This window comes from Paraglaciecola sp. T6c (assembly GCF_000014225.1).
GTDB classification, from domain to species: domain Bacteria; phylum Pseudomonadota; class Gammaproteobacteria; order Enterobacterales; family Alteromonadaceae; genus Paraglaciecola; species Paraglaciecola atlantica_A.
In genome coordinates this window covers 3717837-3741628 of sequence record NC_008228.1, presented here as the reverse complement: position 1 = coordinate 3741628, position 23792 = coordinate 3717837, and the positions used below count along the sequence as shown (strand labels likewise).

23 protein-coding genes, 1 tRNA gene and 1 pseudogene are annotated in these 23792 nt (G+C 44.2%); 18 read left to right on the top strand and 7 right to left on the bottom strand.

From position 1 onward, the window contains the following. Positions 1 to 48: 48 nt before the first annotated feature. A complete protein-coding gene (locus PATL_RS15935; protein WP_011575852.1) occupies positions 49 to 1005 on the top strand; it encodes a trypsin-like serine peptidase in 957 nt (318 codons plus the stop codon). Between the two features lie 246 nt (positions 1006 to 1251). Here the strand turns inward: PATL_RS15935 and PATL_RS15930 are convergent. Together PATL_RS15930 and PATL_RS15925 are read right to left on the bottom strand one after the other, a co-directional pair. Then, positions 1252 to 1326 (bottom strand) — tRNA-Arg (locus PATL_RS15930). Positions 1327 to 1375: 49 nt separating this feature from the next. After that, entirely contained in the window at positions 1376 to 2545 is a 1170-nt protein-coding gene (locus tag PATL_RS15925; protein WP_041713959.1) for a flagella assembly protein FlgT, read from the bottom strand. A 285-nt stretch (positions 2546 to 2830) separates the two neighbouring features. Here PATL_RS15925 and PATL_RS15920 point away from each other — a divergent pair, with 285 nt between their 5' ends. After that, a complete protein-coding gene (locus PATL_RS15920; protein ID WP_041713958.1) occupies positions 2831 to 3292 on the top strand; it encodes an LPP20 family lipoprotein in 462 nt (153 codons plus the stop codon). Positions 3293 to 3588: 296 nt separating this feature from the next. Here PATL_RS15920 and flgN read toward each other — a convergent pair whose 3' ends face one another. The 3 genes from flgN to flgA form a co-directional block, all read right to left on the bottom strand. After that, a complete protein-coding gene (gene flgN / locus PATL_RS15915) occupies positions 3589 to 4017 on the bottom strand; it encodes a flagellar export chaperone FlgN (RefSeq protein WP_011575849.1) in 429 nt (142 codons plus the stop codon). A 43-nt stretch (positions 4018 to 4060) separates the two neighbouring features. Then, the gene (gene flgM / locus PATL_RS15910; RefSeq protein ID WP_011575848.1) at positions 4061 to 4387 is read right to left on the bottom strand and encodes a flagellar biosynthesis anti-sigma factor FlgM; all 327 of its coding nucleotides are present in this window, start codon (positions 4385 to 4387) and stop codon (positions 4061 to 4063) included. Positions 4388 to 4515: 128 nt separating this feature from the next. Then, entirely contained in the window at positions 4516 to 5226 is a 711-nt protein-coding gene (flgA, locus tag PATL_RS15905) for a flagellar basal body P-ring formation chaperone FlgA (protein ID WP_011575847.1), read from the bottom strand. A 153-nt stretch (positions 5227 to 5379) separates the two neighbouring features. Here flgA and PATL_RS15900 point away from each other — a divergent pair, with 153 nt between their 5' ends. From PATL_RS15900 to flgL, 13 genes and pseudogenes are all read left to right on the top strand, one after another. Beyond that, on the top strand, positions 5380 to 6300 hold the full coding sequence (locus tag PATL_RS15900; protein WP_011575846.1) for a chemotaxis protein CheV: 921 nt from the start codon (positions 5380 to 5382) through the stop codon (positions 6298 to 6300). A 16-nt stretch (positions 6301 to 6316) separates the two neighbouring features. Then, positions 6317 to 7153, top strand: a complete 837-nt coding sequence (locus PATL_RS15895; RefSeq protein WP_011575845.1) for a CheR family methyltransferase — start codon at positions 6317 to 6319, stop codon at positions 7151 to 7153. A 92-nt stretch (positions 7154 to 7245) separates the two neighbouring features. Beyond that, a complete protein-coding gene (gene flgB, locus PATL_RS15890; protein ID WP_011575844.1) occupies positions 7246 to 7647 on the top strand; it encodes a flagellar basal body rod protein FlgB in 402 nt (133 codons plus the stop codon). Continuing rightward, on the top strand, positions 7647 to 8069 hold the full coding sequence (flgC, locus tag PATL_RS15885) for a flagellar basal body rod protein FlgC (RefSeq protein WP_011575843.1): 423 nt from the start codon (positions 7647 to 7649) through the stop codon (positions 8067 to 8069). Before flgB ends, flgC begins: the two co-directional genes overlap by 1 nt. A 34-nt stretch (positions 8070 to 8103) precedes the next feature. Beyond that, the gene (locus tag PATL_RS15880; protein WP_011575842.1) at positions 8104 to 8790 is read left to right on the top strand and encodes a flagellar hook assembly protein FlgD; all 687 of its coding nucleotides are present in this window, start codon (positions 8104 to 8106) and stop codon (positions 8788 to 8790) included. Positions 8791 to 8804: 14 nt separating this feature from the next. Beyond that, positions 8805 to 10181 carry a flagellar hook protein FlgE gene (gene flgE / locus PATL_RS15875; protein WP_011575841.1) on the top strand — a complete coding sequence of 459 codons (1377 nt, stop codon included), beginning with the start codon at positions 8805 to 8807 and terminating at the stop codon, positions 10179 to 10181. A 177-nt stretch (positions 10182 to 10358) separates the two neighbouring features. Then, a complete protein-coding gene (locus PATL_RS15870) occupies positions 10359 to 11102 on the top strand; it encodes a flagellar basal body rod protein FlgF (RefSeq protein ID WP_011575840.1) in 744 nt (247 codons plus the stop codon). A 61-nt stretch (positions 11103 to 11163) separates the two neighbouring features. Then, complete coding sequence (flgG, locus tag PATL_RS15865; protein WP_006993073.1) at positions 11164 to 11952, top strand: flagellar basal-body rod protein FlgG; 789 nt, start codon at positions 11164 to 11166, stop codon at positions 11950 to 11952. An 11-nt stretch (positions 11953 to 11963) separates the two neighbouring features. After that, positions 11964 to 12644, top strand: coding sequence for a flagellar basal body L-ring protein FlgH (gene flgH, locus PATL_RS15860; protein WP_041714510.1), 681 nt, complete (start codon positions 11964 to 11966; stop codon positions 12642 to 12644). Positions 12645 to 12657: 13 nt separating this feature from the next. Next, positions 12658 to 13770 carry a flagellar basal body P-ring protein FlgI gene (locus PATL_RS15855; RefSeq protein ID WP_011575838.1) on the top strand — a complete coding sequence of 371 codons (1113 nt, stop codon included), beginning with the start codon at positions 12658 to 12660 and terminating at the stop codon, positions 13768 to 13770. A 28-nt stretch (positions 13771 to 13798) separates the two neighbouring features. Then, positions 13799 to 14770 (top strand): annotated as a pseudogene (gene flgJ, locus PATL_RS15850) (flagellar assembly peptidoglycan hydrolase FlgJ). Positions 14771 to 14797: 27 nt separating this feature from the next. Then, complete coding sequence (locus PATL_RS15845) at positions 14798 to 16927, top strand: FlgK family flagellar hook-associated protein (protein WP_011575836.1); 2130 nt, start codon at positions 14798 to 14800, stop codon at positions 16925 to 16927. A 22-nt stretch (positions 16928 to 16949) separates the two neighbouring features. Further along, positions 16950 to 18176: a flagellar hook-associated protein FlgL gene (gene flgL / locus PATL_RS15840; protein WP_011575835.1), complete on the top strand. Its 1227-nt coding sequence runs from the start codon at positions 16950 to 16952 to the stop codon at positions 18174 to 18176. Between the two features lie 59 nt (positions 18177 to 18235). On the opposite strand, the gene PATL_RS15835 is transcribed toward flgL, so the two are convergent. Continuing rightward, entirely contained in the window at positions 18236 to 19174 is a 939-nt protein-coding gene (locus PATL_RS15835) for a hypothetical protein (protein ID WP_041714508.1), read from the bottom strand. Positions 19175 to 19431: 257 nt separating this feature from the next. Between PATL_RS15835 and PATL_RS15830 the strand changes: the two genes are divergently transcribed. Both PATL_RS15830 and PATL_RS15825 read left to right on the top strand, forming a co-directional pair. Next, complete coding sequence (locus PATL_RS15830) at positions 19432 to 20256, top strand: flagellin (RefSeq protein WP_011575833.1); 825 nt, start codon at positions 19432 to 19434, stop codon at positions 20254 to 20256. A gap of 395 nt (positions 20257 to 20651) precedes the next feature. Further along, positions 20652 to 21482, top strand: a complete 831-nt coding sequence (locus PATL_RS15825) for a flagellin (RefSeq protein WP_006993064.1) — start codon at positions 20652 to 20654, stop codon at positions 21480 to 21482. A 986-nt stretch (positions 21483 to 22468) separates the two neighbouring features. Here PATL_RS15825 and PATL_RS22715 read toward each other — a convergent pair. Continuing rightward, positions 22469 to 22651 carry a hypothetical protein gene (locus tag PATL_RS22715; protein ID WP_157043418.1) on the bottom strand — a complete coding sequence of 61 codons (183 nt, stop codon included), beginning with the start codon at positions 22649 to 22651 and terminating at the stop codon, positions 22469 to 22471. Between the two features lie 234 nt (positions 22652 to 22885). Here PATL_RS22715 and PATL_RS15815 point away from each other — a divergent pair, with 234 nt between their 5' ends. After that, positions 22886 to 23710 carry a flagellin gene (locus PATL_RS15815; protein WP_011575831.1) on the top strand — a complete coding sequence of 275 codons (825 nt, stop codon included), beginning with the start codon at positions 22886 to 22888 and terminating at the stop codon, positions 23708 to 23710. Positions 23711 to 23792: the final 82 nt, after the last annotated feature.

The following is a 23792-nucleotide window of genomic DNA, read 5'->3' as shown; positions in this document are numbered from 1 at the left end:
TAGTGAAGGTTACTGATAAACATTAATTATTTTTAAAAGGAAATTCTAATGACTAATGGAAATGAAAAAGATGTTGAATCCCCCTTAGCCTACGATCAAGTGGCTAAATTTTTTGCTAGAAGTTCGAAAGGTAAAATTCCCAAGGAGCTGCAGTCGATGCTCCTGCCTGAGTTAAAGAGTTACAAACTGAAGAGCGTCGAGCATAAAAGTATCCAAGATGCTGACAATAAACCAACCATCCCAATGATACCTAAGTGGTTCGGCACCAGCCCAAAGCCTTGCAAAGCAAAGCTAGCTAAGCCCACGCGGGTATCTCTCAATGGCAAAGACTTATCGCCATTAACGGTTTTTAACGCAGAAGACCGCAGAATATACAATGACACGAGCTATCCATGGGGAACCATTTGTAAAGTCGTCACTTCATCTGGGAGTGGGTCTGGCGTTATTGTAGGTCCTCGCCATGTGTTAACGGCAAGTCACGTAGTTGATTGGAGTTCAAATGGGGCTGGCACGGTTGAAGTACATAGGTCTGCCGGCTCTCTTAGAGCAAGCACATCTATATCAAGAGTTTGGTTTTACACCAAAATTACTGGACGTACTGTCAGTTGGTTTGAGGTTGATGAAGATTATGCCGTGTTAGTGACGAGTGATAGGATCGGTGATTTATTTGGTTGGATGGGAACTCGGACATACAACAGTTCATGGGATGGCGAACCCTATTGGTTCAACATCGGTTATCCTGGAAGTATAGGCGGTGCATTGCGCCCAACTTATCAAAGGGATAAGAAACTTGATGAGCCTTGGTATGATCTCGGCCCAGGTAGATCGATGAGCACCCACGCGGATTTAACACCTGGTAACTCGGGTGGGCCTATGTTTGCATTTTGGAACGATGGGCCATATGTCGTTGCCGTTGCATCAGCGGAAGCATCTGATGAAAACTGGTGCTCGGGAGGTTCTTGGATGACAAATCTCGTGCGTCACGCTAGAGAACAAGACGCATAAACGTCATGCTTAGGGGCACAAGCCCCTGGGCATATTTGAACAAAGTGGTCTGTTCGCTATTCACCCATCTAATTCAATTAACACATCGCCAGTTATGCTTCCCAAAACATGCTTATGGGCATACATCCAGTAAAAAGAAGGTTTCTAGGTAGATAAAGCCAGTTGTAAGATAAATGGGTTGCTATTTAGGAAGCGAATTGTCGTGAGAAATTTTGGCGGCAAAAGTGATTCAATCTCAAATTAATTTGGTATCCCCACCTGGAATCGAACCAAGATCTAGCCCTTAGGAGGGGCTCGTTTTATCCATTAAACTACGGGGACGCCGTTCAAGTGCAGCTATTATTGCCCAGCACCACTCATAATGAAAGGGCTACTGACGTGCAACGAAATCGTTTGGCTGAATGTTAGCCAGTGGGGCACTTGAGGTCGACGTTAACACTGCGGTTTCATTGTATACTTGCATCACTTTTACTTGATTTGGATGAAGCTGTAATTGTTGATGAAGGTTACCGATGGCATCCACAAATTGGGCATGTTTGAAAAGGGTTAACTCGTCACCAATCTGTACACCATCTTGTTTGCCAATGTTAATGGTGAGTTGCTCGTTACTGACCTGTAAAACACGAGCGTAAGTAGGTAGGCAGTCTAAGGCTTCATCTATCAATGACGCTTGTTCGGTGATGGTTGCTGTCACGGCTTGGCCAAATTGCGACTGCCATAACTGCCGACTAGATGGGCTGACCTGTTGGTGTAGTTCGAATTCCCACGGCGTGTTAATAGCCATGCGTTCTTGCTTGAGTAAAGAAGCGTTGTTGCCGTCGTATAGAGATAGCTCTAAACGAAAATTCCGAGACAATGGCGCGTCCTGCCAAAATAGCAGCGCGTTACGGGACGAGCGCTCTACGGATAACTCGGTGATTTCCCCAATCAATACATATTGATTATCAGTTTGACGAGCAAGCGTGATGATATCGCTTTGTATGTCAGGGCTTTGTGGTGATAAATAGTAAGGTTGGCGCTGAGTCATACGGGCGAAACGACTGGTCTGGTTAAACTGTTGTTCAAAGAGCTCACTGACCGTTTGGCCAAATTCTGTTAACCCGCCAGTGATTCCTTGCTGGCGGTCTCGAATAGGGAACCAAGTGCTGACCAAGCGCTTTTTATACTGCGCTGCATCACATTGTGTTCTTTGGGCAAAGATGTCTGCGCGAATGACGATGGTCACATAATCATCGTGGTAAGTTTCACTGATCAAAGCTAAGTCATTGACCTCACCGCCACTGCGGATTTCGAACCGGTCATTTTCTAGTAAGCCATTTGACATCGCCTGTACACTGGTAATGGATGCGCCCGCAAACATTAATGCCTGTTTAACGGCCTCTTGAGTGGCCTGTTTTTTGGCTAAGGCCTTATTGCCGTTATTGATAACTGCTTGACCCGTCGCCTCGAACCACGCTGCATTGGTTGGTATTGGCACAAAGATGAGTACCCATAAAACCCAGATTAATAAGACGGTTAGCATGTCGCCTAGCTTTGGCATAGTGTGGCTCGCTTGTGATGATGGCTAAGGGTGTGCTTCTACTCTTTGAAAAATGACGAAATAGAATATAGAACTGTCAATTTTCCCAATATATTTGAATAAAGCATTTTTCGTACCTAAATTAAGCAGTTTTGAAAAGTGTCATTGGTTATCTCTCTTTAGTCATACATTAGTAAATAAAGGTGTGGTTCTTGCTTGCTTTTGCTACTACTTATCAGGTTACAACTATGAATGACTATAAAAGCACTTACCTAGAGGTGCAGGTCCGTCATCACTGGAATGATTATGAAGATATTAAGTATGACTTTATTGGGCTTGAGCCTAATGCTTGGTGGCTGCTCATCAGTCTTTGATAAACAAGTTGAATGGGAAGTGGTGGAGCCGCAAGATTACCCAGTGCTATCAGCCATTGGTTATGCGCCAATTAAAGGACAACGTGGCAATTCAGACTCCACAAAAATGTTAATGGCGATCAAGGCCTCGAAACTTGATGCGTACCGCGAGCTCACAGAGCAAGTGTATGGCCAAAAAGTTGACGGCAGCCAAACGTTATCCAATTTTTTGTTGTCAGATGAGCGCTTGTCGAGCTCAGTTCAAGGAGTTATTCGCGGTGCTCGCGTTATTAAAAGCTACCCGGTGGGTGACGATCTGTATGCAACAGAACTAGAGTTAGACTTTAAACGTGTTTATGACATTTACCTTTCAACGGCGCGGCCAAAACGAGTAAAGGATGTACATTACTATTAGAAGTAAGGTTAGCACTAAGGTACGGGGGCGACGAGCTACTTAAATCGGCTAGGCGGCAATAGGTTGCCGTGAATGAATGTTTGATGCGCACTTTTTTAAGGTAAATTGTTTGATGACAAATTAGTTGTATCAGAGTCTGACTCTTTTCGTTTTTACACTGTTATAAAACGGTGTAGAAGAAAAGAGCGTGTTAATATCGTTATTGAAGGAGCTATTAATAAACCTTGTCTAGAGTAATTCTATAAAAAGCAGCGCTAACGAAGTTAATAACAGCACTTAACTAAATGACGCGCAATTTAAGCGCTTATCCCTCTACCACTTTTGCCGCCTCGTGCTTTGCCGCTTTTATCGTAGGTCATAGATTCTTTGGCGCGAGACTCAAGTAGCAATGTGCGTAAATGTTCTAGTCGGAGTTGACCTTGTTCAACCGCTGTCTGATTTATTTTTGTGCGATATTCACATTCCGACACTAGCTGTTTTGCGCGCTCAAACATGGCTGTAATTTCTTCGCCTGTTCGTTCTTCGTCAGAGGTAACGTCAAAAGATCGACTGATAGCGTCGTCCTGCTCTTGAATATAAGTGAGCAAGTCTTCTTTTTTCTTGAGTAGATTGATGAGGGCTTCAGCGTCTCTGGTGCTAATGAGGTGTAGCTCAGAGTCAAGCACTTGAATGAGGTTTTCTAGATGGTCGAACTGTTTCGTTATTGCTTTTATTAACTCTGACATTCTTTTTGCCCTTTTTTAGTAGGCAATCATTATGCTGCCGATACTAGTTTCTGCCAAATATTTCTGATTCTTGCAATGCAATATTTTTCGCTAAACTATCAGGATTTACACTGTACTCGCCACTTTGAATCGCTTTCTTTAAACGATCAACTTTTTCCTGATTCACTGGCGCTTCGGCGCTTTTCTTCTGCACTTGGGCTAATTGCTGTGCAGATTGAGTTAACGAAACAGAATCTTGACGCACAGGTTGCGAAGACGTGCTCTTTACAGCAGCTTCATTCGCTTGTTGGTTTTGCGTTTGTTGTTGATTAACTTTTTGGTTATCAATAACTTGCTTTTGACCATTGTTGTTAATGTTGTTAATAGACATAATGACTACCTGACCTTTTTAAACTTTCCTCAAATATTGTATCGGCAGCCTAGGGCATATCTTTAGGATGACTTACACAATTTTTGCATTATTTACGCTCTTAAAACTTGCTGCATCGCTGCTTTGGTTTATATGCCGACAACGACTTCACTGGTACTCGCAACGCGTGCATTGATTTGCTTTTTCGAACGGCTATTCGTCACGCTTATGGTGTCACCAATATTGCCATCTTGCATCGCTACGCCCGTTGCTTTAACTTGCATCATTGAATTTGAAGCATTGATGATAATTGTATCACCCTTACACACGAAACATAAATTATTAGGTGTAATGGGTTGCCCGGGTCTAACGCGACGTTTGATGCGTGCACCCATCACATCATCCACATTTGAAAAAGTAGTGCGTCTAAGAAGCGCACGGTTCATGTTGATTAGCTCGATGTTACTTTGATTCAATATAGTGCCAGGGCTGACAGCGTTAGAAATAACCACAACCGGCTGCATTTGTTTCACATTGACCATCAAATACATGTACCAATTGGTTGAACTGCACAGCGCTTTCACCGCTACATTGCTCTGTTGGAGTGATTCCAAACTGGCACTGTATACAATTGGAGTGGGGCACGATGGCAAGTTTACTCTTTGATCAATGTCGGCAGTGCTAATGTTAAGCTGGGTATTAGCCGATGAACTGATTTGGGACGATACATACTGTTCAGCGCCTTCAATCAGTTGTGCTGAACGTGCTTTATGGGTATTTGTACTCGCAAAGCCTGCAGTATGAATGAACGGCAGTATGGTAATGGCGGCAAACACCTTATAAATAACGTTATTATTCATTTTCACTTGAGACCAATTTGTCTATGCTTAGGCAAATACAGACTGTGCGCAGCGTCAAAAAATAGACGATTTAGCACAATAAGCGAAGTACTTGCCGCGATATAGGGTTTAAAGCAACTATTACGCCGATTTTTATTTTTTATGGAGTTTTACATGTCTGAAATAATGAATTCAGTTAACCAGCGAACCCAATTGGTTGGGCAAAATCGCTTAGAGTTATTGCTATTCAGATTAAATGGGCGGCAGAAATTTGGTATTAATGTGTTTAAAGTACGAGAAGTACTGCAATGCCCCAAATTAACCTCTATTCCAAAATTAAATTCCTATGTGCGCGGTATAGCGCACATCCGCGGGCAAACAATATCAGTCATTGATATGAGCATGGCCACTGGTGGCAAGCCAATCATTGACCTAAATTCTGCTTTTGTCGTTATCGCTGAATACAATAGCTCGGTGCAGGGCTTTTTGGTCGGCGCAGTAGAGCGCATCATTAATACCAATTGGGAGGCGATCATGCCGCCGCCAAAAGGTAGCGGCCGCGCGAGTTACTTGACTGCGGTGACAGAGTTCGAAGAAGAGTTAATTGAGATCTTGGACGTTGAGAAAATTCTAAATGAAATTTCACCTATCAGTACTGACGTGAGCGATGACGTATCGAGTATTTCGGTTGAAAACAAACGTGAGAAGATTATTTTTATTGCTGATGATTCTTCTGTAGCGAGAAACCAGGTCAAAAAAGCTCTATCCACATTAGGACTAGAAATAGAAATGGCTAAAAATGGTTTAGAAGCTTTGAATCGTTTAAAAGAGCTGGCAGAGGAAACAGGCAACATCACAGACAAGGTGGGTATTTTAGTCTCTGATATTGAAATGCCTGAAATGGACGGCTATACCCTAACTGCTGAGATCAAAAACAATCCAGCTTTACAAGATTTGCACGTTGTATTGCATACATCTTTAAGCGGAGTGTTTAACCAGGCGATGGTGCAAAAGGTTGGAGCCGATGATTTTATCGCTAAGTTTCATCCCGACGAACTAGTGACCTCTGTGCAAAAATGGTTTGATAACAAATAACTGTCTAGGAAAGCGATTGACCAGTAATACACTTGATGCACAAGAATACAGTTTATTTTGCCGTTATTTGGAGAATCGATGTGGCATCGTGCTGGGGGATAACAAGCAATATCTGGTAAACAGTCGGTTGTCACCACTAGTTGCAAAATTTAAGCAAAAATCCCTGTCGGAACTGATCAAGCGGACCATCGCCAATCACGATGTGGCATTAATAAATGCAGTGATCAATGCCATGACCACAAATGAAACACTGTGGTTCCGCGATGGTTACCCCTTTGAAACGCTGCAAAATACCCTATTTCCCTCACTATCAAAGACCGGTAAACCGATTAAAATTTGGAGTGCAGCTTGCTCCTCTGGACAAGAGGCTTATTCAATCGCTATGGCTGTACGTGAATATCAAGCTAGGTATTCAAACGCGTTTTCGGCGGGTATAGATATCGTCGCAACCGATATTTCAAGTGATATGTTAACGTTAGCAAAAGCAGCACAATACGATAATTTATCACTATCTCGAGGTTTGTCAGATGAACGTCGAGGGCGGTTTTTTGACGCATGCGTCGGTGGTAACAGCAGTGTTTTAAAGCAAAGTGTGCGCAGTTTAGTCACGTTTAAACCCATCAATTTACTGACTCCCTTCTCAAGTGTCACACGTTACGACGTTGTATTTTGCCGCAATGTACTGATTTACTTCTCGGCAAATGCCAAGGCGTCGATACTGCAAAAAATTGCCGCTTGCCTGCAACCACAAGGTGTTCTTTTTGTTGGCGCATCGGAGTCAATGTCGGGTATTTCCAATGATTTCGTTATGAATCGTAGCGGTAGCGGTTTGTATTACGTTAAAAAAAGCTAACAATTTCAATTTGTTAGCTATCCTCCCTCTAACTGTCAATTCTTTTATGGCATAGCTATTGCTTTACTCCTGACGAATGAGGAGTAAAGCGAATGGCAATCAGTTTAGATAAGTTAATGGGATTCACCCATAAGGCGGTTCAAGTACGTACTGAACGTATGGAAGTGCTGGCTGGCAATTTGGCCAATGCCAATACACCCGGTTATAAAGCGCGAGACATTAACTTTCAAGACGCTATGCGCAGCGCCCAAAATAGTCGTAATCAAAACCTTACCCGCACTCACGAAAATCATATAAAAGGTCATATGCAAGGCTCAGGTGAGGTGCAGTTTCGTATCAACAACCAACCTGATACCGGCGATGGCAATAACGTTGATGTACAAGTAGAACGGAATGCGTTTCTAGATAATGGTTTACGTTATCAGGCGAGTGTCGAGTTTCTCAACGGTAAAATTAAAGGCATGAAGAAAGCCATCGGCGGAGGTCAAAATTAATGAGTTTATTTAACGTAATGGATATTGCCAGCACAGGCATGAGTGCTCAAAGCGTTCGTTTAAACACGACGGCAAGTAATGTGGCAAATGCGAATTCCGTTAGTAGCAGCTATGACCAAACCTATAAGGCGCGTCACCCTGTATTTGCTGCTGAATTACAACGTGCATCTCAAGATCAGAATGCGGGTACAGGTGTGCAAGTTATGGGAATTGTAGAGAGCGATGCTCCCCTTCAAATCGAATACAGCCCAGGTCACCCGATGGCTGATGAAAATGGCTACATATATAAGCCAAATGTGAACATAGTGGAAGAAATGGCAGACATGATGTCAGCGTCTAAAGCTTATGAAACAAATGTTCAAGTAGCAGACACCACTAAGCGTTTGTTTAGGAATGTGCTGCGCTTAGGGCAAGGCAGCTAATCGTTCGCGGACCGAATAATTTCGAGGAATTGACGTGGATACATTAATTAAGAACGGCTTAAACAGTGACCTTTATTGGCAACCTGAAACGGTTCCCGTCGCTGATGAAAGCAATCAAAATTTGTCACAAGAAGATTTTTTCTCCTTGCTGACTGAACAATTGGCTAACCAAGACCCTAGTAAGCCGGTTGACAACGATCAGATGGTGGCGCAGATGACAAGCTTCACTATGGCCGATGGTATCAGCCAGCTCAACGAGAAATTCGAAACCTTCGCCACGTCCATGACTTCAAACCAAGCATTGCAAGCGTCTAGCCTGATTGGTCAACAAGTACTATTGCAGGGTGACGTGGCACACATGGCCAGCGAAGGTCAGGGGGTATCCGGGGTTGTGATTAACGATTCCACTACACTTAATACCAAAATTACGATTGAGAACGAATCGGGTAGTATCGTCAAGACTCTTGATATCGGCACGCAGCCTGTTGGCAATATTCAATTCAACTGGGACGGAAAAGATGCTGCTGGCAATTTTATGCCTCCTGGCAATTATGTGGTCAAAGCGCAAGGTAATGTGTCGGGCGAGCCCCAGCAACTCGTTACAGCAGTCAATCGACACGTTGATAGCGTCAGCTTAGCTGGCAGTAGTCAAGGTGTCATATTAAATCTAGATGGTGATGTCAGCGTCAAGCTCGACGACGTCATTCAACTTGGTGGTTAACAGGAGAACTTAACATGTCTTTTAATATTGCATTGAGTGGCGTTTCCGCTGCGCAAAGAGACTTAGATACAACGGCAAACAACATTGCTAACGTGAATACGGTTGGTTTTAAAGAATCCCGAGCAGAGTTTGGCGATGTATATGCATCATCACTGTTAGCGGGTGGTAAAACTAAGGTAGGTGACGGCGTAATTACCCAGGAAGTCGCTCAGCAATTTTCCCAAGGTAGTCTGCAGTTTACTAATAACTCACTTGATTTAGCGGTGACAGGCAATGGCTTCTTTGCCACCATCCCAGAAATTGACTCTCGAGAGTTTTCATTTACGCGAGCTGGTATGTTCAAGCTGGATGCTGAAAACTTTGTAGTCAACTCCAATGGTGATAACTTGCTTGGTTTCCCTGTGAACCCTGATGGGACATCATCTTCAGTAGCATTAAGTACAACCCAAGCTGTTCGTATCCCTGACTCATCAGGCTCTCCGCAGCCCACCTCCGAAGTATCATTAAAGATGAATTTACCCGCAGGGGATGATGCTGTCGATTTAGATTTATTTAATCCTGACGATCCACTGACTTATAACGCGGCAACTTCAGTGACTGTGTTCGACTCATTGGGTGATAGTCATGTTATGACTTACTACTTCATGAAGGATCAAGCTGCCACCAATGAGTGGGTGGTTACTACTTATATGGATGATATTGCATTAAATACCGAAGGCGATACGCCAGGCGTTCCACCTATTACTGGGCCAAATGTAGTCGGAGAAACCACTGGCTCCCCGGTCGCTGGATATAGAATGACCTTTAGCGCTGGTGGTGATTTTACCAGTATTGCCAATGCCGATGGCACGAGTAGTGCTACGGGCGATATCACCTCTGTCGCATTAGGCGGAACAATTTTAGCTAATGGTTCTGACCCTTCGCAAACCATCACCACTAATTTTGCTTTCGACCCAGGTAATGCTACCCCTGATGAACCAACCCAGTTTGCTTCCGCGTTTGAAGTGACTTCACTCGAGCAGGATGGATTGGCAGTAGGCCGGTTGACTGGTATCGATATCGGTGCGGACGGTCTTGTTCGTGCAACCTATTCAAACGGTACATCTGAGCCAATCATTCGTGTTGCGCTAGTGCGTTTTGCTAATGACCAAGGTTTGACGCAGCAAAGTAATACCCAGTGGCAAGAAAGTATCCTATCCGGTGAAGCACTTGCCGGTGAGGCAACAACTGGTACTTTTGGTGACATCAACTCATCCGCATTAGAGCAGGCAAACGTGAACCTAACCACTGAGCTAATTGACTTGATTATCGCTCAACGGAACTTCCAAGCGAACTCTCGAGCGCTCGAAGTTAACAATCAGCTTAACCAGACTATCTTGAATATTCGTTAATAAATTCAATATATTAATACTAAAAGGCCGCAATTTGCGGCCTTTTTCATATCAAAGTAAAGCCTGCTATACACTTCTTCACAGCTTAAACTTTTGTCTATTTAAAACTTGTGCGTCGATGAATGGCATCTTATTTGCAGCGTTCTTATTAAGTTCACTTTTCGTCAAGAAGTTGTCATGGATAAATTGCTTTATATTGCAGCCAGTGGTGCTAAACAAGATCTTCTTGGTACCGCTGTTCGTGCAAATAACCTTGCTAATACGCAGACCACTGGTTTCCGCGCCCAGTTAGAGCAGGCGCGCAGCATGCCGGCATTTGGTGAAGGGCTACCAACTCGAGTATTTTCCATGACAGAGAACCCTGCCAATAATTTTGAAGGCGGGGCGATGATCCAAACAGAGCGTGAGTTGGATGTAGCGATCCAAGGAGAGGGCTGGCTATCGGTCCTCGATGCTAATGGAGCCGAAGCATACAGTCGCAACGGTAGCTTACAGATCAGTGCTGATGGTCAACTTCAAGATTCTTCTGGTAATTCTATTTTGGGAGAGTTTGGCCCCGTTTTTTTACCTATCCCTTTGTCGAATATTAACATTGCTGGTGACGGAACCATCTCTGTACGACCTCAAGGGGCGCCAGAAACCGTGCTTGAAGAAGTAGGGCGATTGAAATTGGTAAACCCAGCTTTAGACAATATTGATAGGGGAAATGATGGCTTGTTTCGCCAGAAAGACGGTGAATTGGCGCAGTTTGATCCAACGGTCAGTATACGCAACGGCATGTTAGAAGGCAGTAATGTGAACCCTGTAGAAGAAATGGTCGACATGATCAGCCTGCAGCGCCATTACGAGATGCAAATTAAATTCATGAAAGAAGCCAGTGATCTTGATTCAAGAGCGAATCAATTGCTGCGTATTATCTAATCATTATTGAAAACGACTTAGCGCTAGCGAGCTTAAGCTAATTTTAAAGAGGAGGTGACCTATGCACCCAGCATTATGGATCAGCAAAACCGGACTCGACGCAGCACAAACTGATGTGGCTGTTATTTCGAACAACTTGGCCAACGCCAGTACCGTTGGTTTTAAGAAAGACAGGGCGATTTTCGAAGATTTGCTTTATCAAAATATTAACCAGCCTGGCGGTCGCTCATCAGCTGATACTGAACTGCCTTCGGGTTTGATGCTTGGCGCAGGTAGCAAAGTGGTTGCCACGCAAAAAGCCCATACTCAGGGAAACATGCTGACCACAGAAAATGCACTGGATATGTCGATTCAAGGGCGCGGCTTTTTCGAGATACAGCAGCCAGATGGCAGTATTGCTTATACCCGAAACGGTCAGTTTACACTTAATGATGAGGGGCAAATCGTCACCCCAGGGGCCGGTTTTTTACTCCAGCCTAATATCACTGTGCCCGAAGATGCTCAGCAAATTACGATTTCTCAAGACGGGGAGGTATCCGCTTCTATTCGTGGTCAGGCTGACCCACAAGTGCTAGGGCAAATCAGTCTTTCTGATTTCGTTAATATGACGGGCTTACAGCCTATCGGTCAGAACTTGTATGTAGAAACGGCAACCAGCGGCGCGCCAATTCAAGGCGTGCCTGGCCTTGAAGGGTTAGGCACGGTTGTTCAGGGAGCACTGGAAACATCTAACGTTAACGTGACAGAAGAGCTGGTGAATTTGATTGAAAGCCAGCGCCTTTACGAGATGAACTCTAAAGTGATTTCGGCCGTGGATTCGATGTTAGGTCAGGTCATTCAACAACTTTAATGGTTAATATTATGAAAGCCTTATATGTCATTGGATTAAGTGGATTACTCGGCGCATGCCAGAGCACGCCCGAGCCGGATATCATGCCGAACGACCCTTACTATGCACCTATTACGGCTGATTTGCCGCGGCAGAAAATTGCCGAAGACGGCTCAATTTTTCAGGCTGACATGGCCAATAGTTTGTACTCTGACGTAAAAGCTCGTCGCGTAGGCGACATTATAACGGTAAGCCTAGAAGAGAATACCAGCGCAACTAAATCAGCAGGAACAACCACCTCTAAAGAGTCGGCTCTGGATGTAAACCCTATTGTTGGTTTAGGCGGGAACGCCGTTAATATTGGCTCTCAGTCAATTCAACTTGGTGTAGACAGCTCAAATGAATTTACTGGCGATGCGTCAGCGAACCAAAGTAATAACCTAAGCGGCGATATTTCGGTCACCGTGATGAAAGTTTTCCCCAATCAAAACTTATTAGTGCGCGGTGAAAAATGGTTAACGTTAAATAACGGTAACGAATATATCCGTCTAACAGGCGTCGTACGCCCAGCTGATATTAGTCCGACGAATGAAATAGTATCGACTAAAATTGCCAACGCTCGTATTCAGTACAGCGGCACAGGCACGTTTGCGTCAGCACAAAAAGAAGGTTGGCTGACCAAGTTCTTTTCTTCTGAGTACTGGCCTTTTTAGGCAGGAGCGGTATATGAAATTACTTCTATTCATTCTCATGATATCGAGCATTATTATTGTTCCGGTCGGCCAGGCTCAACGCATAAAAGACCTAGCAAGTGTGCAGGGCGTAAGAAGTAACCAACTGGTTGGATACGGTTTGGTGGTGGGTCTACCTGGTACCGGTGAGCAAAGTCCGTTTACTGAACAAAGTTTTCGTACCATGTTGTCGAACTTCGGCATCAGCCTAGATAGCTCTTTAAAGCCTAAAATAAAGAACGTGGCTGCTGTGGCAGTTCACGCCGAATTGCCGCCTTTTTTAAAGCCAGGGCAAACGATTGACGTAACGGTGAGCTCTGTTGGTGAAGCGGCAAGTTTGCGCGGGGGTACATTACTGCAAACTTTTCTAAAAGGTCTTGATGGCAAAGTGTATGCCGTTGCCCAGGGAAGCATGGTAGTCAGCGGTTTTGGCGCTGAGGGAGCAGACGGTTCTAAAATTGTCGCCAACACGCCCACGGTTGGTCGTATCGCAAACGGTGCTCTGATAGAGCGCGCTGTGCCTAGCGGCTTCATGCAAAATGACTTTTTAACGCTCAATTTAAATTATCCGGATTTTTCAACAGCCAAGATCCTAGCCGATACCATTAATCAGCGTTTAGGGGCGGATCCCGATAAAGGATATGTGATTGCAACCCCTATTGATGCAGCATCGGTTCGCGTGTCAGCCCCCCGAGATGTAGGTCAGCGAGTGGGCTTTTTAGCGACGCTAGAAAACTTTGAATTTATGCCAGCTAAAGCACCCGCACGCATCGTTATTAACAGTCGCACAGGGACCATAGTGATTGGTCAAGATGTACGTCTGCTACCCGCGGCCATTACACACGGTGGGTTAACCGTGACAATCAGTGAAAATCAGCAGGTAACACAACCCAACCCATTAGGGCAGGGAGATACAGTCGTTACAGACCAGTCCATTATTGATGTGAATCTAGACGACACTCGCATGTTTAAGTTTGATCCAGGCGTGACGTTGGACCAACTAGTGCGCGCAGTAAATGAAGTAGGTGCTGCGCCTGGTGATTTGATGGCAATACTTGAAGCACTCAGTGAGGCAGGTGCCTTACAAGGCGAGCTGGTCGTAATTTAGCGTGATTAACCGGGCCGAGGCATAGTCGATGGATAACATAGACAACAGCATAAAGTTTCAAGGTCAATTTGATATGTCGCGCAATGCGAATGACATTCAAGGCTTAGACAAACTGCGCAGAGCAGCACAAAGCGGCGATGATGCGGCACTGCAAGAGGCCGCGAAGTAGTTCGAGGCTATTTTTGTGCAAATGATGCTCAAGTCTATGCGAAAAGCTCAAGATGTTATGGCAGACAAAGACAGCCCATTTAACTCTGAACAAGTTAAGTTTTATCGCGATATGCACGATCAGCAGTTAGCGACAGATATGTCGAATAACGGCAGTATCGGCTTGGCTGACATTATCGTAAAACAGTTAAGCAAAGGTGGGAACGGGTTCACCCCCTCAAGCGTTATTCGAAATGATGGCAACCTGTCCGATATTAATCGCCATAGTGCACAAAGCATCCATCAGGCCCAACAAATAATACTACCCGAACAACGCCTGCCTGAGACCGCAGCATCGAATGCAGGTTACAAAGATGCCGCTTTTAGTGATCAAAAAGAATTTTTGGATGCGCTCTATCCTGTTGCTCAGCAAGTGGCGCAGGAACTAGGCATCGAACCCAAAGCATTATTGGCCCAAGCAGCCGTGGAAACAGGTTGGGGACAGTACATGATGCACACTGAAAAAGGCAATACACATAATTTGTTTGGTATTAAAGCCGGCAATGGCTGGCAAGGTGACACTGCAAAGGTGAACACTATTGAGTTTGAACAAGGGCTTGCAGCGCCAAAAAAAGCACAATTTAGAGCTTACAATTCCTTCGATGATGCGATGCAAGACTATGCATCATTTGTAAAAGACAATCCGAGATACAAGCAAGCGCTGCAAAATACTGGCGATCCTAAACGCTACTTCGCCGAGTTGCAGCAAGCGGGTTATGCCACAGACCCAACGTATGCGCAGAAAGTTATTTCCGTTCTAAACAGCGGCTCACTGAGTAATTATCAACCATGAATAACATCAGTTCACGGAGTATAAATTATGATTAGAACGGCAGATTTGCTCTCTATCGCTCGCTCCGGTGTGGAGGCAAGTAATCAATTACTCAGTACCACAGGTAATAATATTGCCAATGTGAACACCGAAGGATATGTTCGTGAGCGAACCAACTTCGTAGCTGAGTTAACCGGAGGTGTTGGCCAATTCACCACTGAGCGAGTGATGAACACGTTTGCGCAAAACCAGTTGCGCCGAGACACCACTAATCTTGCTGAGCATGAAGCTTATTGGAGCAAAACGGCTGTTTTAGATAATGTTTTCGCCAGCGAAGCAAATAGCATTTCAAGTAGTATGAGCCGTTTTTTTGCATCTTTGCAAACGGCTAATGATGATCCGACAAATATGTCTGCACGACAATTAGTGCTGGGCGATGCCGAGTCAATGCTTGGCCAGATGGGCACGTTATCGACCTTTTTAGCTGAGAAAGAGCGTGAAGTTAATTTTGAGTTTGAAGCATCGTTGAACAAAGTGAACTCATTGGTTGAGTCTATTGCTTCATTTAATGAGTCTATTCGAATCGCTCAAGCTAATAATCGTCACGATGAGCCAGGCGCGCTCATGAATCAAAGAGATAATGCGGTGCTGGAATTAAGCAGTCTAGTGTCGATTGAAACCCGAAATAGTTCAAACAATGATGGCTCCATCATGATAAACCTCACGTCCGGTGAGTCACTTGTGATGCAAGACGGTACGTTTAGCGTCTTTGAAGTGAATAACAGCGCAGACTTAAATTATAAATCGTTACAGCTGACGAGTAATGGCAAGCCGACCTCTTTAAATCTAGCCGAAACTGAGCTGGGGGGGACAATTGGCGGGTTATTCCGTTATCGTGACGAGGTATTGGAGCCTAGTCGCCGAGAGCTAGGGCAAATTGCTTTGGCGGTCACTGAAGCTGTGAATACGCAAAACCGGGCGGGTATGGATTATGACCAGCAATTAGGAGGCGAGATTTTTACACGTCCCATCACCACGGCGCTGAACTATCCAGGCAATGCTGATAGCACTTCTATCGTTAATGGTCGCATTTCAAAAGGCGGTGCCAGTGAAATTACTAGCGCTGACTACCGAGTTACTATTGACGGAGTCACTGCGGGTGTGCCGCCAACTGTGGATGTCACCGTTGAATTACTGAACCTAGATGGCTCAGCTGTTACCGATGTGAATGGTGCGGCCATTACCCAGAATTATACAGGGTTAACCGCGCAAAGTGGCGAGTATAATGAAATCTTTGGGGGTATCGAGTTAGAGTTTTCAAAAGGCACTGGTTACACGGTAGGCGATCAGTTCTTATTGCAACCGACCAAAGATGTGGCAGACAAAATCGAAGTGTTCACCACACGCCCAGAAGACTTAGCGTTAGCAAGCCCGATTAGAATTGAAGCCGGCGAAGATAATTTAGGCGGCTCAGAGCTCGTTTCAACAACAGTGACAAACACCTTTGTGGACACCGCACCTTTTGATTCACGCTCATCGGGTTTTGACGGGGCCGGAGGTATTCATGCGCCTGGCGCTGCGCCCGGTGGTGGAGTCGGTGCACCGGCAGCGGTGCGGTTTAACTCTGCCACTGAATATGAAGTGCTTGATAGCGCAGGCACTGTTATCACCACGGTAAGTGGTATTTCATCGATGGATAACCTTTTAGAGCAAGCTTCTGGCACGCCAGGGTGGCCCGCAGCATTTAGTGCACTTGATAATTACCCTGGTTACGATTTTACGTTGCAAGGGGAGCCGAAAGCGGGAGATACATTCTCTATCAGTTTCAACCAAAATGGACTTAATGATAACCGCAATGGCTTGATCATGGCTAACCTGCAGAACGAGAACGGCATGCAACTCAATAATGCGGGATCTGGTGATCCGGTTAGTTTCCACGAAGCGTATGCCAATATTGTTGGGGATATAGGTCAAAAAGCAGCCAATGCGGATATTGCGGTCAAAGCAGGCGAGGCGCTAAAGCTACAATCAAAAGATTGGTATGACTCAGTGTCAGGTGTGAGTTTAGATGAAGAGGCGGCCAATTTAGTGCGCTTTCAGCAATCTTATGCGGCTTCAGCTCGCTTATTAAACACTGCGCAAGAGATGTTCGATACCATTTTGAGTATGGTGAGATAATGAAACACGTGAGGGGTTTATAATGCGAATTTCCACTGGTCAGTTATATGATAGAAGCATTCGTGCTGTACTAGACAATCAAGATGATTTGTCGGATGTTCAGCAGCAGCTATCTACGGGTAAAAAATTACTTCGACCATCGGATGACCCCGTAGGATCTGCTCAGGTGATACGTTTAACAGAAGAAATTGATTTAATTGCGCAATACAACAAGAACAATAACTTGCTGACCAACAGTATTGAACAAGAAGAAACTATACTCGGAAACGTAACCGACAACATTCAAAGAGCAAGGCAGCTCATGATTCAAGCGGGTAACGGCATATTGGATGTTAATGACCGTAATGCAATAAGCATAGAGATTGGACAAATTCGAGATCAAATATTTGATGCTATGAATAGCCAAAGTGCAAATGGTGAATATATTTTTGCTGGTTACCAATCTTCTACCCCTGCATTCAGTTATACCGCCGGCGCAGCTGGTAATAAGTACGTCTTTGAGGGTGACGAAGGGTTAAACGATATTCGCATTTCAAATACCTTTTCTTTAGCGATGAATAACTCTGGTCAAACGGTATTCGAAGATGTGTACGCAAGATTGGACAGCCAAATTACTTCCACAAGTGGTGTTGCATCGGCATCAACCAGAATAAGTGCTCAAAGCGAATTTGATCAGTTTCACAAACAAAATTACGACCCTGTTACCCCAGCGAATAATGAATATCAGATAAGTATTACTGGTGTCGATGAAGTGACTATTACCAATGTTGGTACTGGCACTGTGGTGGGCACGCAACCCTATACCAGTGGTGAGCCTTTCGAGTTTCAAGGGCAAGAGTTTACGATCGAAGGCGCTGTAGGCGATACCGTTAATTACACGCTACAAAAACCTGAAAAGAAAAATATTGCTGAAACTCTCAATGACTTTTACAACAGTCTCAGAGATGAAAATATTTCCGACGGAGATTATGAACAGGCAATTAGCGATGCCTTGATAGGTGTAGATAACAGCTTAACCAGTATCGCTGATTCAATATCGTTGCTCGGTGGAAAGCTGAATGTGGCGCAATCGGTATTTGCGTCAAACTTAGATCTAGAAATATCCAATAAAACGGCCAGAGCAAATATAGAAGAAGTTGATTATGCCGAGGCAGTCTCAGAATTGAGTAAACAAGAGGCGGCATTGCAAGCGGCCCAAGCCACATTTGCAAAAGTGACTGGGTTATCTCTTTTCGATTACATCAGTTAACCGCGTAGCATCCTCATTTGGGTGCAGCCTTTTAAAGCTTCAATCAACGCTCTAACCCCTTAGAGGGCTAAGTGAGCTAGATATATGTGAGCCTGTTGGTCTTGGTGTGATGAATAATAACTAACAAACACGGTATCTTTGCGTCTAACCATGCCGGGATAGCTATTATCCCCACTTGATGGCAAAACCTTGAGCAGTGTGATTTTTGCGCTTTTAAGCTCTAGATTTAGTATCGCTGTCACGAATTTGCCTTTATATATTATCCTGCCTGCTAGTAGCGCATCGTGGCCATCGAGCTTTAGCATGTTAGGTCCACCTAAATAGAAGCCTAAATCAATCCAATGCCAATGTGTGTAAGGTGACTTACTTATTCCAAACTGGGCACTATAAGTATCGCTGTCTCTACGTAAAACCACATAAGCAGTGCCATCTTCTGCAAAACACATATCGCTTTCGTTCGGGTAGCCTTTGTCATGGGTTTGCAAACTAAAGGCATTGGTTTTGTCGAGGTGAAAGCTACGCTTTGGGTTACCCCCGTACAAATGTACCGCATTGGCTGAACGATTATATGCAAGCCCATATGCTTTTTGTTTGTGCCAACGCAGTCGCCATAGCCACCAATGTTTATCACCTATATTCTTGGCGCTGGACCAACTTAGTCCATCCTGCGAAGTCCACACGACCGGGCTATGTGCCCCCAATATGCTAGCAGAGTCAGACGAATTTATTCGGCGAGAGTACGCCAATAACATGAGCTCCCCCGAGGGGGTAATACTCAGCTTAGGGTCACGCAAATCACTAGAAGGCAGGCTAATGTGCTGTTTATACGTTACTTTGCCATCATCGGTGAGGGTTAACACGTTAATGACACCATCGTCACTCACATGGTTGCTTGCTACTCTGAAACAACAGTAAAGCGACCCTTCAAATTCACATAAATCGCTAAATGCGTGATGTTTATGTGCGTGAGTCACGCGTTTGATACGTTTTATTTGCATTATTTTTGACCGTGGCGCTTTTAATAAAACCATTGAAACTCAATTGTTTAGCAATTGCAAAGCGGCAATTCGTTGCCGTTTAACGAAAAAACGGCAAATTTTAGTTAAAGAGAATTATCCTACCGTCGATAACATTTCTGAGAGAGCCAGTAGTGATGATTTATTTAACGAATCATCATACTAATTAGTGTTATTTAACCACCGATTAAGATTTTCGGTTGCCAGTGAAAACTGGACTGAGAGTGTAGGAGAAAACCATGGGTTTATACGTAAATACCAACGTGTCGTCTTTGAACGCACAACGCCAATTATTTAATTCAGCTAACAGCTTGAATACTTCTTTCGAACGTCTTTCATCAGGCTTTCGAATCAACCGTGCAGCAGATGATGCCGCAGGTCTTCAAATTACTGACCGCTTGACCACTCAAGTACAAGGTCTTGATCAAGCCGCTAGAAACGCGAACGACGCGATTTCATTGACGCAAACAGCTGAAGGCGCATTAGGTGAAGTAACATCTTCATTACAGCGTATCCGTCAGCTTGCTGTTCAATCACAAAACGGCATTAACTCAGAAGCAGACCGTGTAGCTTTGCAGAAAGAAGTTTCAGCCCTTAAATCTGAAATCACGCGTATTTCAACTGATTCTCAGTTTGGTACGACTGATATCCTAAAAGGAGATTTTTCGGCTAAGTTCTTGGTAGGTGCCAATGGTGGACAGAATATCTCTGTAAACTTGTCCCGTCCTGATGGGTTCGGTGCAGCAGGTCTGAGCATTGATGATGTTAACGTAGATACCGTTGAGGGTGCATCTGCAGCGCTAACGGCCATCTCTGAAGCTATCTCTTCTGTGGGTGGCGTGAGAGCGGACTTGGGTGCGCTTCAAAACCGTTTCCAATCAACTATCCGTAACTTGTCTAATATCTCTGAAAACGTATCAGGTGCTCGTTCACGTATTCGTGATACTGACTTCGCATCTGAAACTGCAGAATTGACGCGTAACCAAATCATTCAGCAAGCGAGTTTAACCGTACTGAGTCAGGCGAATCAGCGTCCTCAGTCAGCTTTATCTTTACTAGGTTAATTGGTTAGTTAACCTAGGTTTCGAGACCCTACTGTTTGGGGCTTTGAAGCCAGGAGGTAGTGCACCAGGTTAAAAAGAACCAATCAGTTGAGAGTCTGCTCACTCTCTCCTAAAGTAAGAGCGTAAAGCCGAGGGGGATCCCTCGGCTTTTTTTGCGTTTATTTTTATCTGTAAGTGTTTGAATTTGAATTAGAAAAATATTTAGTCAATTTTAATGCTAAAGGATTTTCTGTATCCGTTCGATAACTTAAACATAGTCGCTAGGTAACTCAAAAAAATAATAAGCCAGCACTAGAAACAGAGACCAATAATAATTAAAGCAAGGTCCTGTATTCACCACGATACAAAAAAATAATAGTCGGGTGAAAGTTTAAAAAATCGTTAGGAGAAAGAAAATGAGCTTATTCGTTAATACGAATGTGTCGTCGTTGAATGCTACTCGTCAGTTATTCACGTCGAACAATAATTTAAACACGGCATTTGAAAGATTATCATCTGGATTTCGCATTAATAGTGCCAAAGATGATGCGGCTGGATTGCAAATATCTAACCGACTTACGACCCAGGTTTTAGGCCTTAACATGGCCGTGCGAAACGCCAATGATGGCATTTCTTTAGCGCAAACCGCAGAAGGAGCGCTAGGGGAAGTAACCACCGCACTCCAACGTATTAGGGTTCTAGCCGTTCAGGCTCAAAACGGGATTAATGCATCAGCAGATAGACTGGCATTGCAAAAAGAAGTCGATGCGCTCAAATTTGAAATGAGCCGAATCGCTGCTACTTCCCAATTCGGTGGTGTAAATATCCTAAGTGGTGGGTTCTCATCTGCATTTCTTGTGGGAGCAAACCCGGGTCAGACAATCAGCGTCAATATATCTAGAGCAAATGGATATGGGCCAGAGGGTTTGTTCGAAGGAGAAATTATCTCCGTTGCCACAGAAGCCCAAGCATCTAGAGCGATGGTCGCTGTATTAGAAGCAATATCGGTTATTGATGCTAAGCGTGCTGATCTCGGTGCTATTCAAAATAGATTTCAGTCAACTATACGCAATCTGAGCAACATATCTGAAAACGTGTCAGCAGCCCGCAGTCGTATTCGAGATACTGACTTTGCAGTTGAAACGGCAGAATTGACTCGGTGGCAGATTATTCAACAGGCGAGTATTACTGTTTTAGGTCAAGCTAATCAGCGTCCACAATCAGCTCTGCAACTACTGCAAGGTTAATAATAGTGCCTAGATGAGTGGCAACTCGGATGATCAGAGGGATTTCAAAGAAAGTAAAATGGCTGACAGACAAGGAAGACGCCAGGAGGTAGTGAGGTTTTGAGGTTTAGGCCATCAAACCTGCCTGTCAGCTAGAGCTTTCGCTCGATACATTTTGTCGTGTGGTAACACAAACAAAATAGGCCAACCAGGGTACCAGTTGGCAAGCTATATGAAGCACTTTATGTGCCAAAATAGCACTACTAAGTTTTGAAATTAAGGCTGTTGAACATTGGCTATTAATAAAACGGGCTTCTAACTAAAGGCAAGGTAGCTAGACAAAGGCATTAATAAATGATGAAAGTGACCCAGACTGATAGGGCCTAGTGCTGAAAGTTAGTGTATCGACTGAGCCGATGAGTCATACCGTTAAAGTGCACCAAGTGGTATTTATTGAGACATTACCTCTTCTGTATGAGGAAGGAAAATAACGTAAGTCGCGAATGAGTGTATTTACGCTGCAGGTGAGAGGATATTTAAAGTATCTGTATGCTGTAAAGCATGGTTGCTTTTAGGGATAAGATAAGCGTTACCGAGTTTACATGTGCTCTGGGTTGACGGATATCCCTGGGGAGCCAAACTTGAATTAGCCGATAACGACTATAGTTTATCGGCAGATAGCGGCAACGAAAGGTTATCAATTTACAGGAATTGCCATTACAACGGCAGAAAAAGTCCGTTGCAAGAGGCGCAGTTACAAGAGGTGAACAAAGCAACTCTCATTGCTGTTCAGTAACAAATATGCACGTGAAAAAATGTTGGGGCATTGTTTCATGACTAAGATATTACTCAGAGGGTAGGAAATGAGAGGCCGCCCGGTAGGCAACTAAGGAAAGTTGTTGGCATTATTCAGGGATGATGCGTAGTTTGACTTGCGCAAAACGCCGACCAACAGAACTGAGAGTGTAGAAGTTTGGTTGAGAGGCCAGTATTCATTCTCTGATCTGCTAATCGGACAGAAACTCTTTTGCTCGTTCTCCTAACGTGAGCAATTCGGTCGGGTCATTTGGCCCGGCCTTTTTTATTTTCTCGCCAACTTCTTGGCGTTTCTCAATTCTTATTGCTTCACCATTTTTAATAAGCACCTCGCGTGCCAACTTTTCGTTTCTGAAAGTTACTTTTGCTGTCATCCTAAATACGTTCAAAATAAAAAAATGAAATAAAAAACTAAAGTTGTTGAAGTCACGGTCGATAACATTAGTTGAGGGGTGATCTAATCGGTCATTTATAGAGTTATTGCGAAGTAGAGGTGCTGAGCAATAATGTAGTGAGGCGGTAACAATGAGGAGGCTCATTGCTACTGAATTTTGAGGCGGGCTTACCATGCGCAACGCGCTATTGGTGGGTTTCCAGGAGGTTTTATCATGGCATTATTCGTTAATACCAACGTGGCATCGTTGAATGCTCAGCGTCAGTTGTTCAATTCAGGCGCATCACTTAATACATCATTCGAACGTTTATCATCGGGCTTTCGTATCAATCGCGCGGCGGATGATGCGGCTGGGCTACAGATTTCTGATCGTTTAACGACACAGATACAGGGTTTAGACCAAGCTGCCAGAAATGCAAACGATGCAATCTCATTAGCGCAAACCGCAGAAGGTGCCTTAGGAGAAGTTACATCGTCATTGCAGCGCATTCGTCAATTAGCGGTACAGTCGCAAAACGGAATTAACTCAGATGCAGATCGCGGAGCATTGCAAAAAGAAGTTTCGGCATTAAAGTCTGAAATAACCAGAATATCGACTGACACGCAATTTGGTACAACTGACATCCTTGATGGCACATTTTCAGCGAGCTTTTTAGTAGGTGCAAATGGTAATCAGAATATATCCGTTAATTTATCTCGTAATGATGGTTTCGGGGCAACAGGTCTGAGCATTGATAGCGTCGATGTGGCCACCGTTGATGGGGCATCTGCGGCATTAACCGCTATTTCTGAAGCAATTTCGGTGGTTGGAGGAGTTCGTGCTGATCTTGGTGCTGTGCAAAATCGCTTTCAATCTACCATTAGAAACTTAAGCAATATTTCTGAAAATATTTCTAGTGCACGTTCACGTATTCGCGACACAGATTTTGCGGCTGAAACGGCAGAACTGACTCGTAATCAAATCATTCAACAAGCATCTCTGTCGGTGTTAAGTCAGGCAAATCAAGCCCCCCAAACTGCATTGAGTTTATTGGGCTAGGTTATATTTAATGGTTTAAAAAGTGGATTATACTGAACTGTATAATTCGGTTGGTTAGAAACTCGATAGGGAGCATTGGACA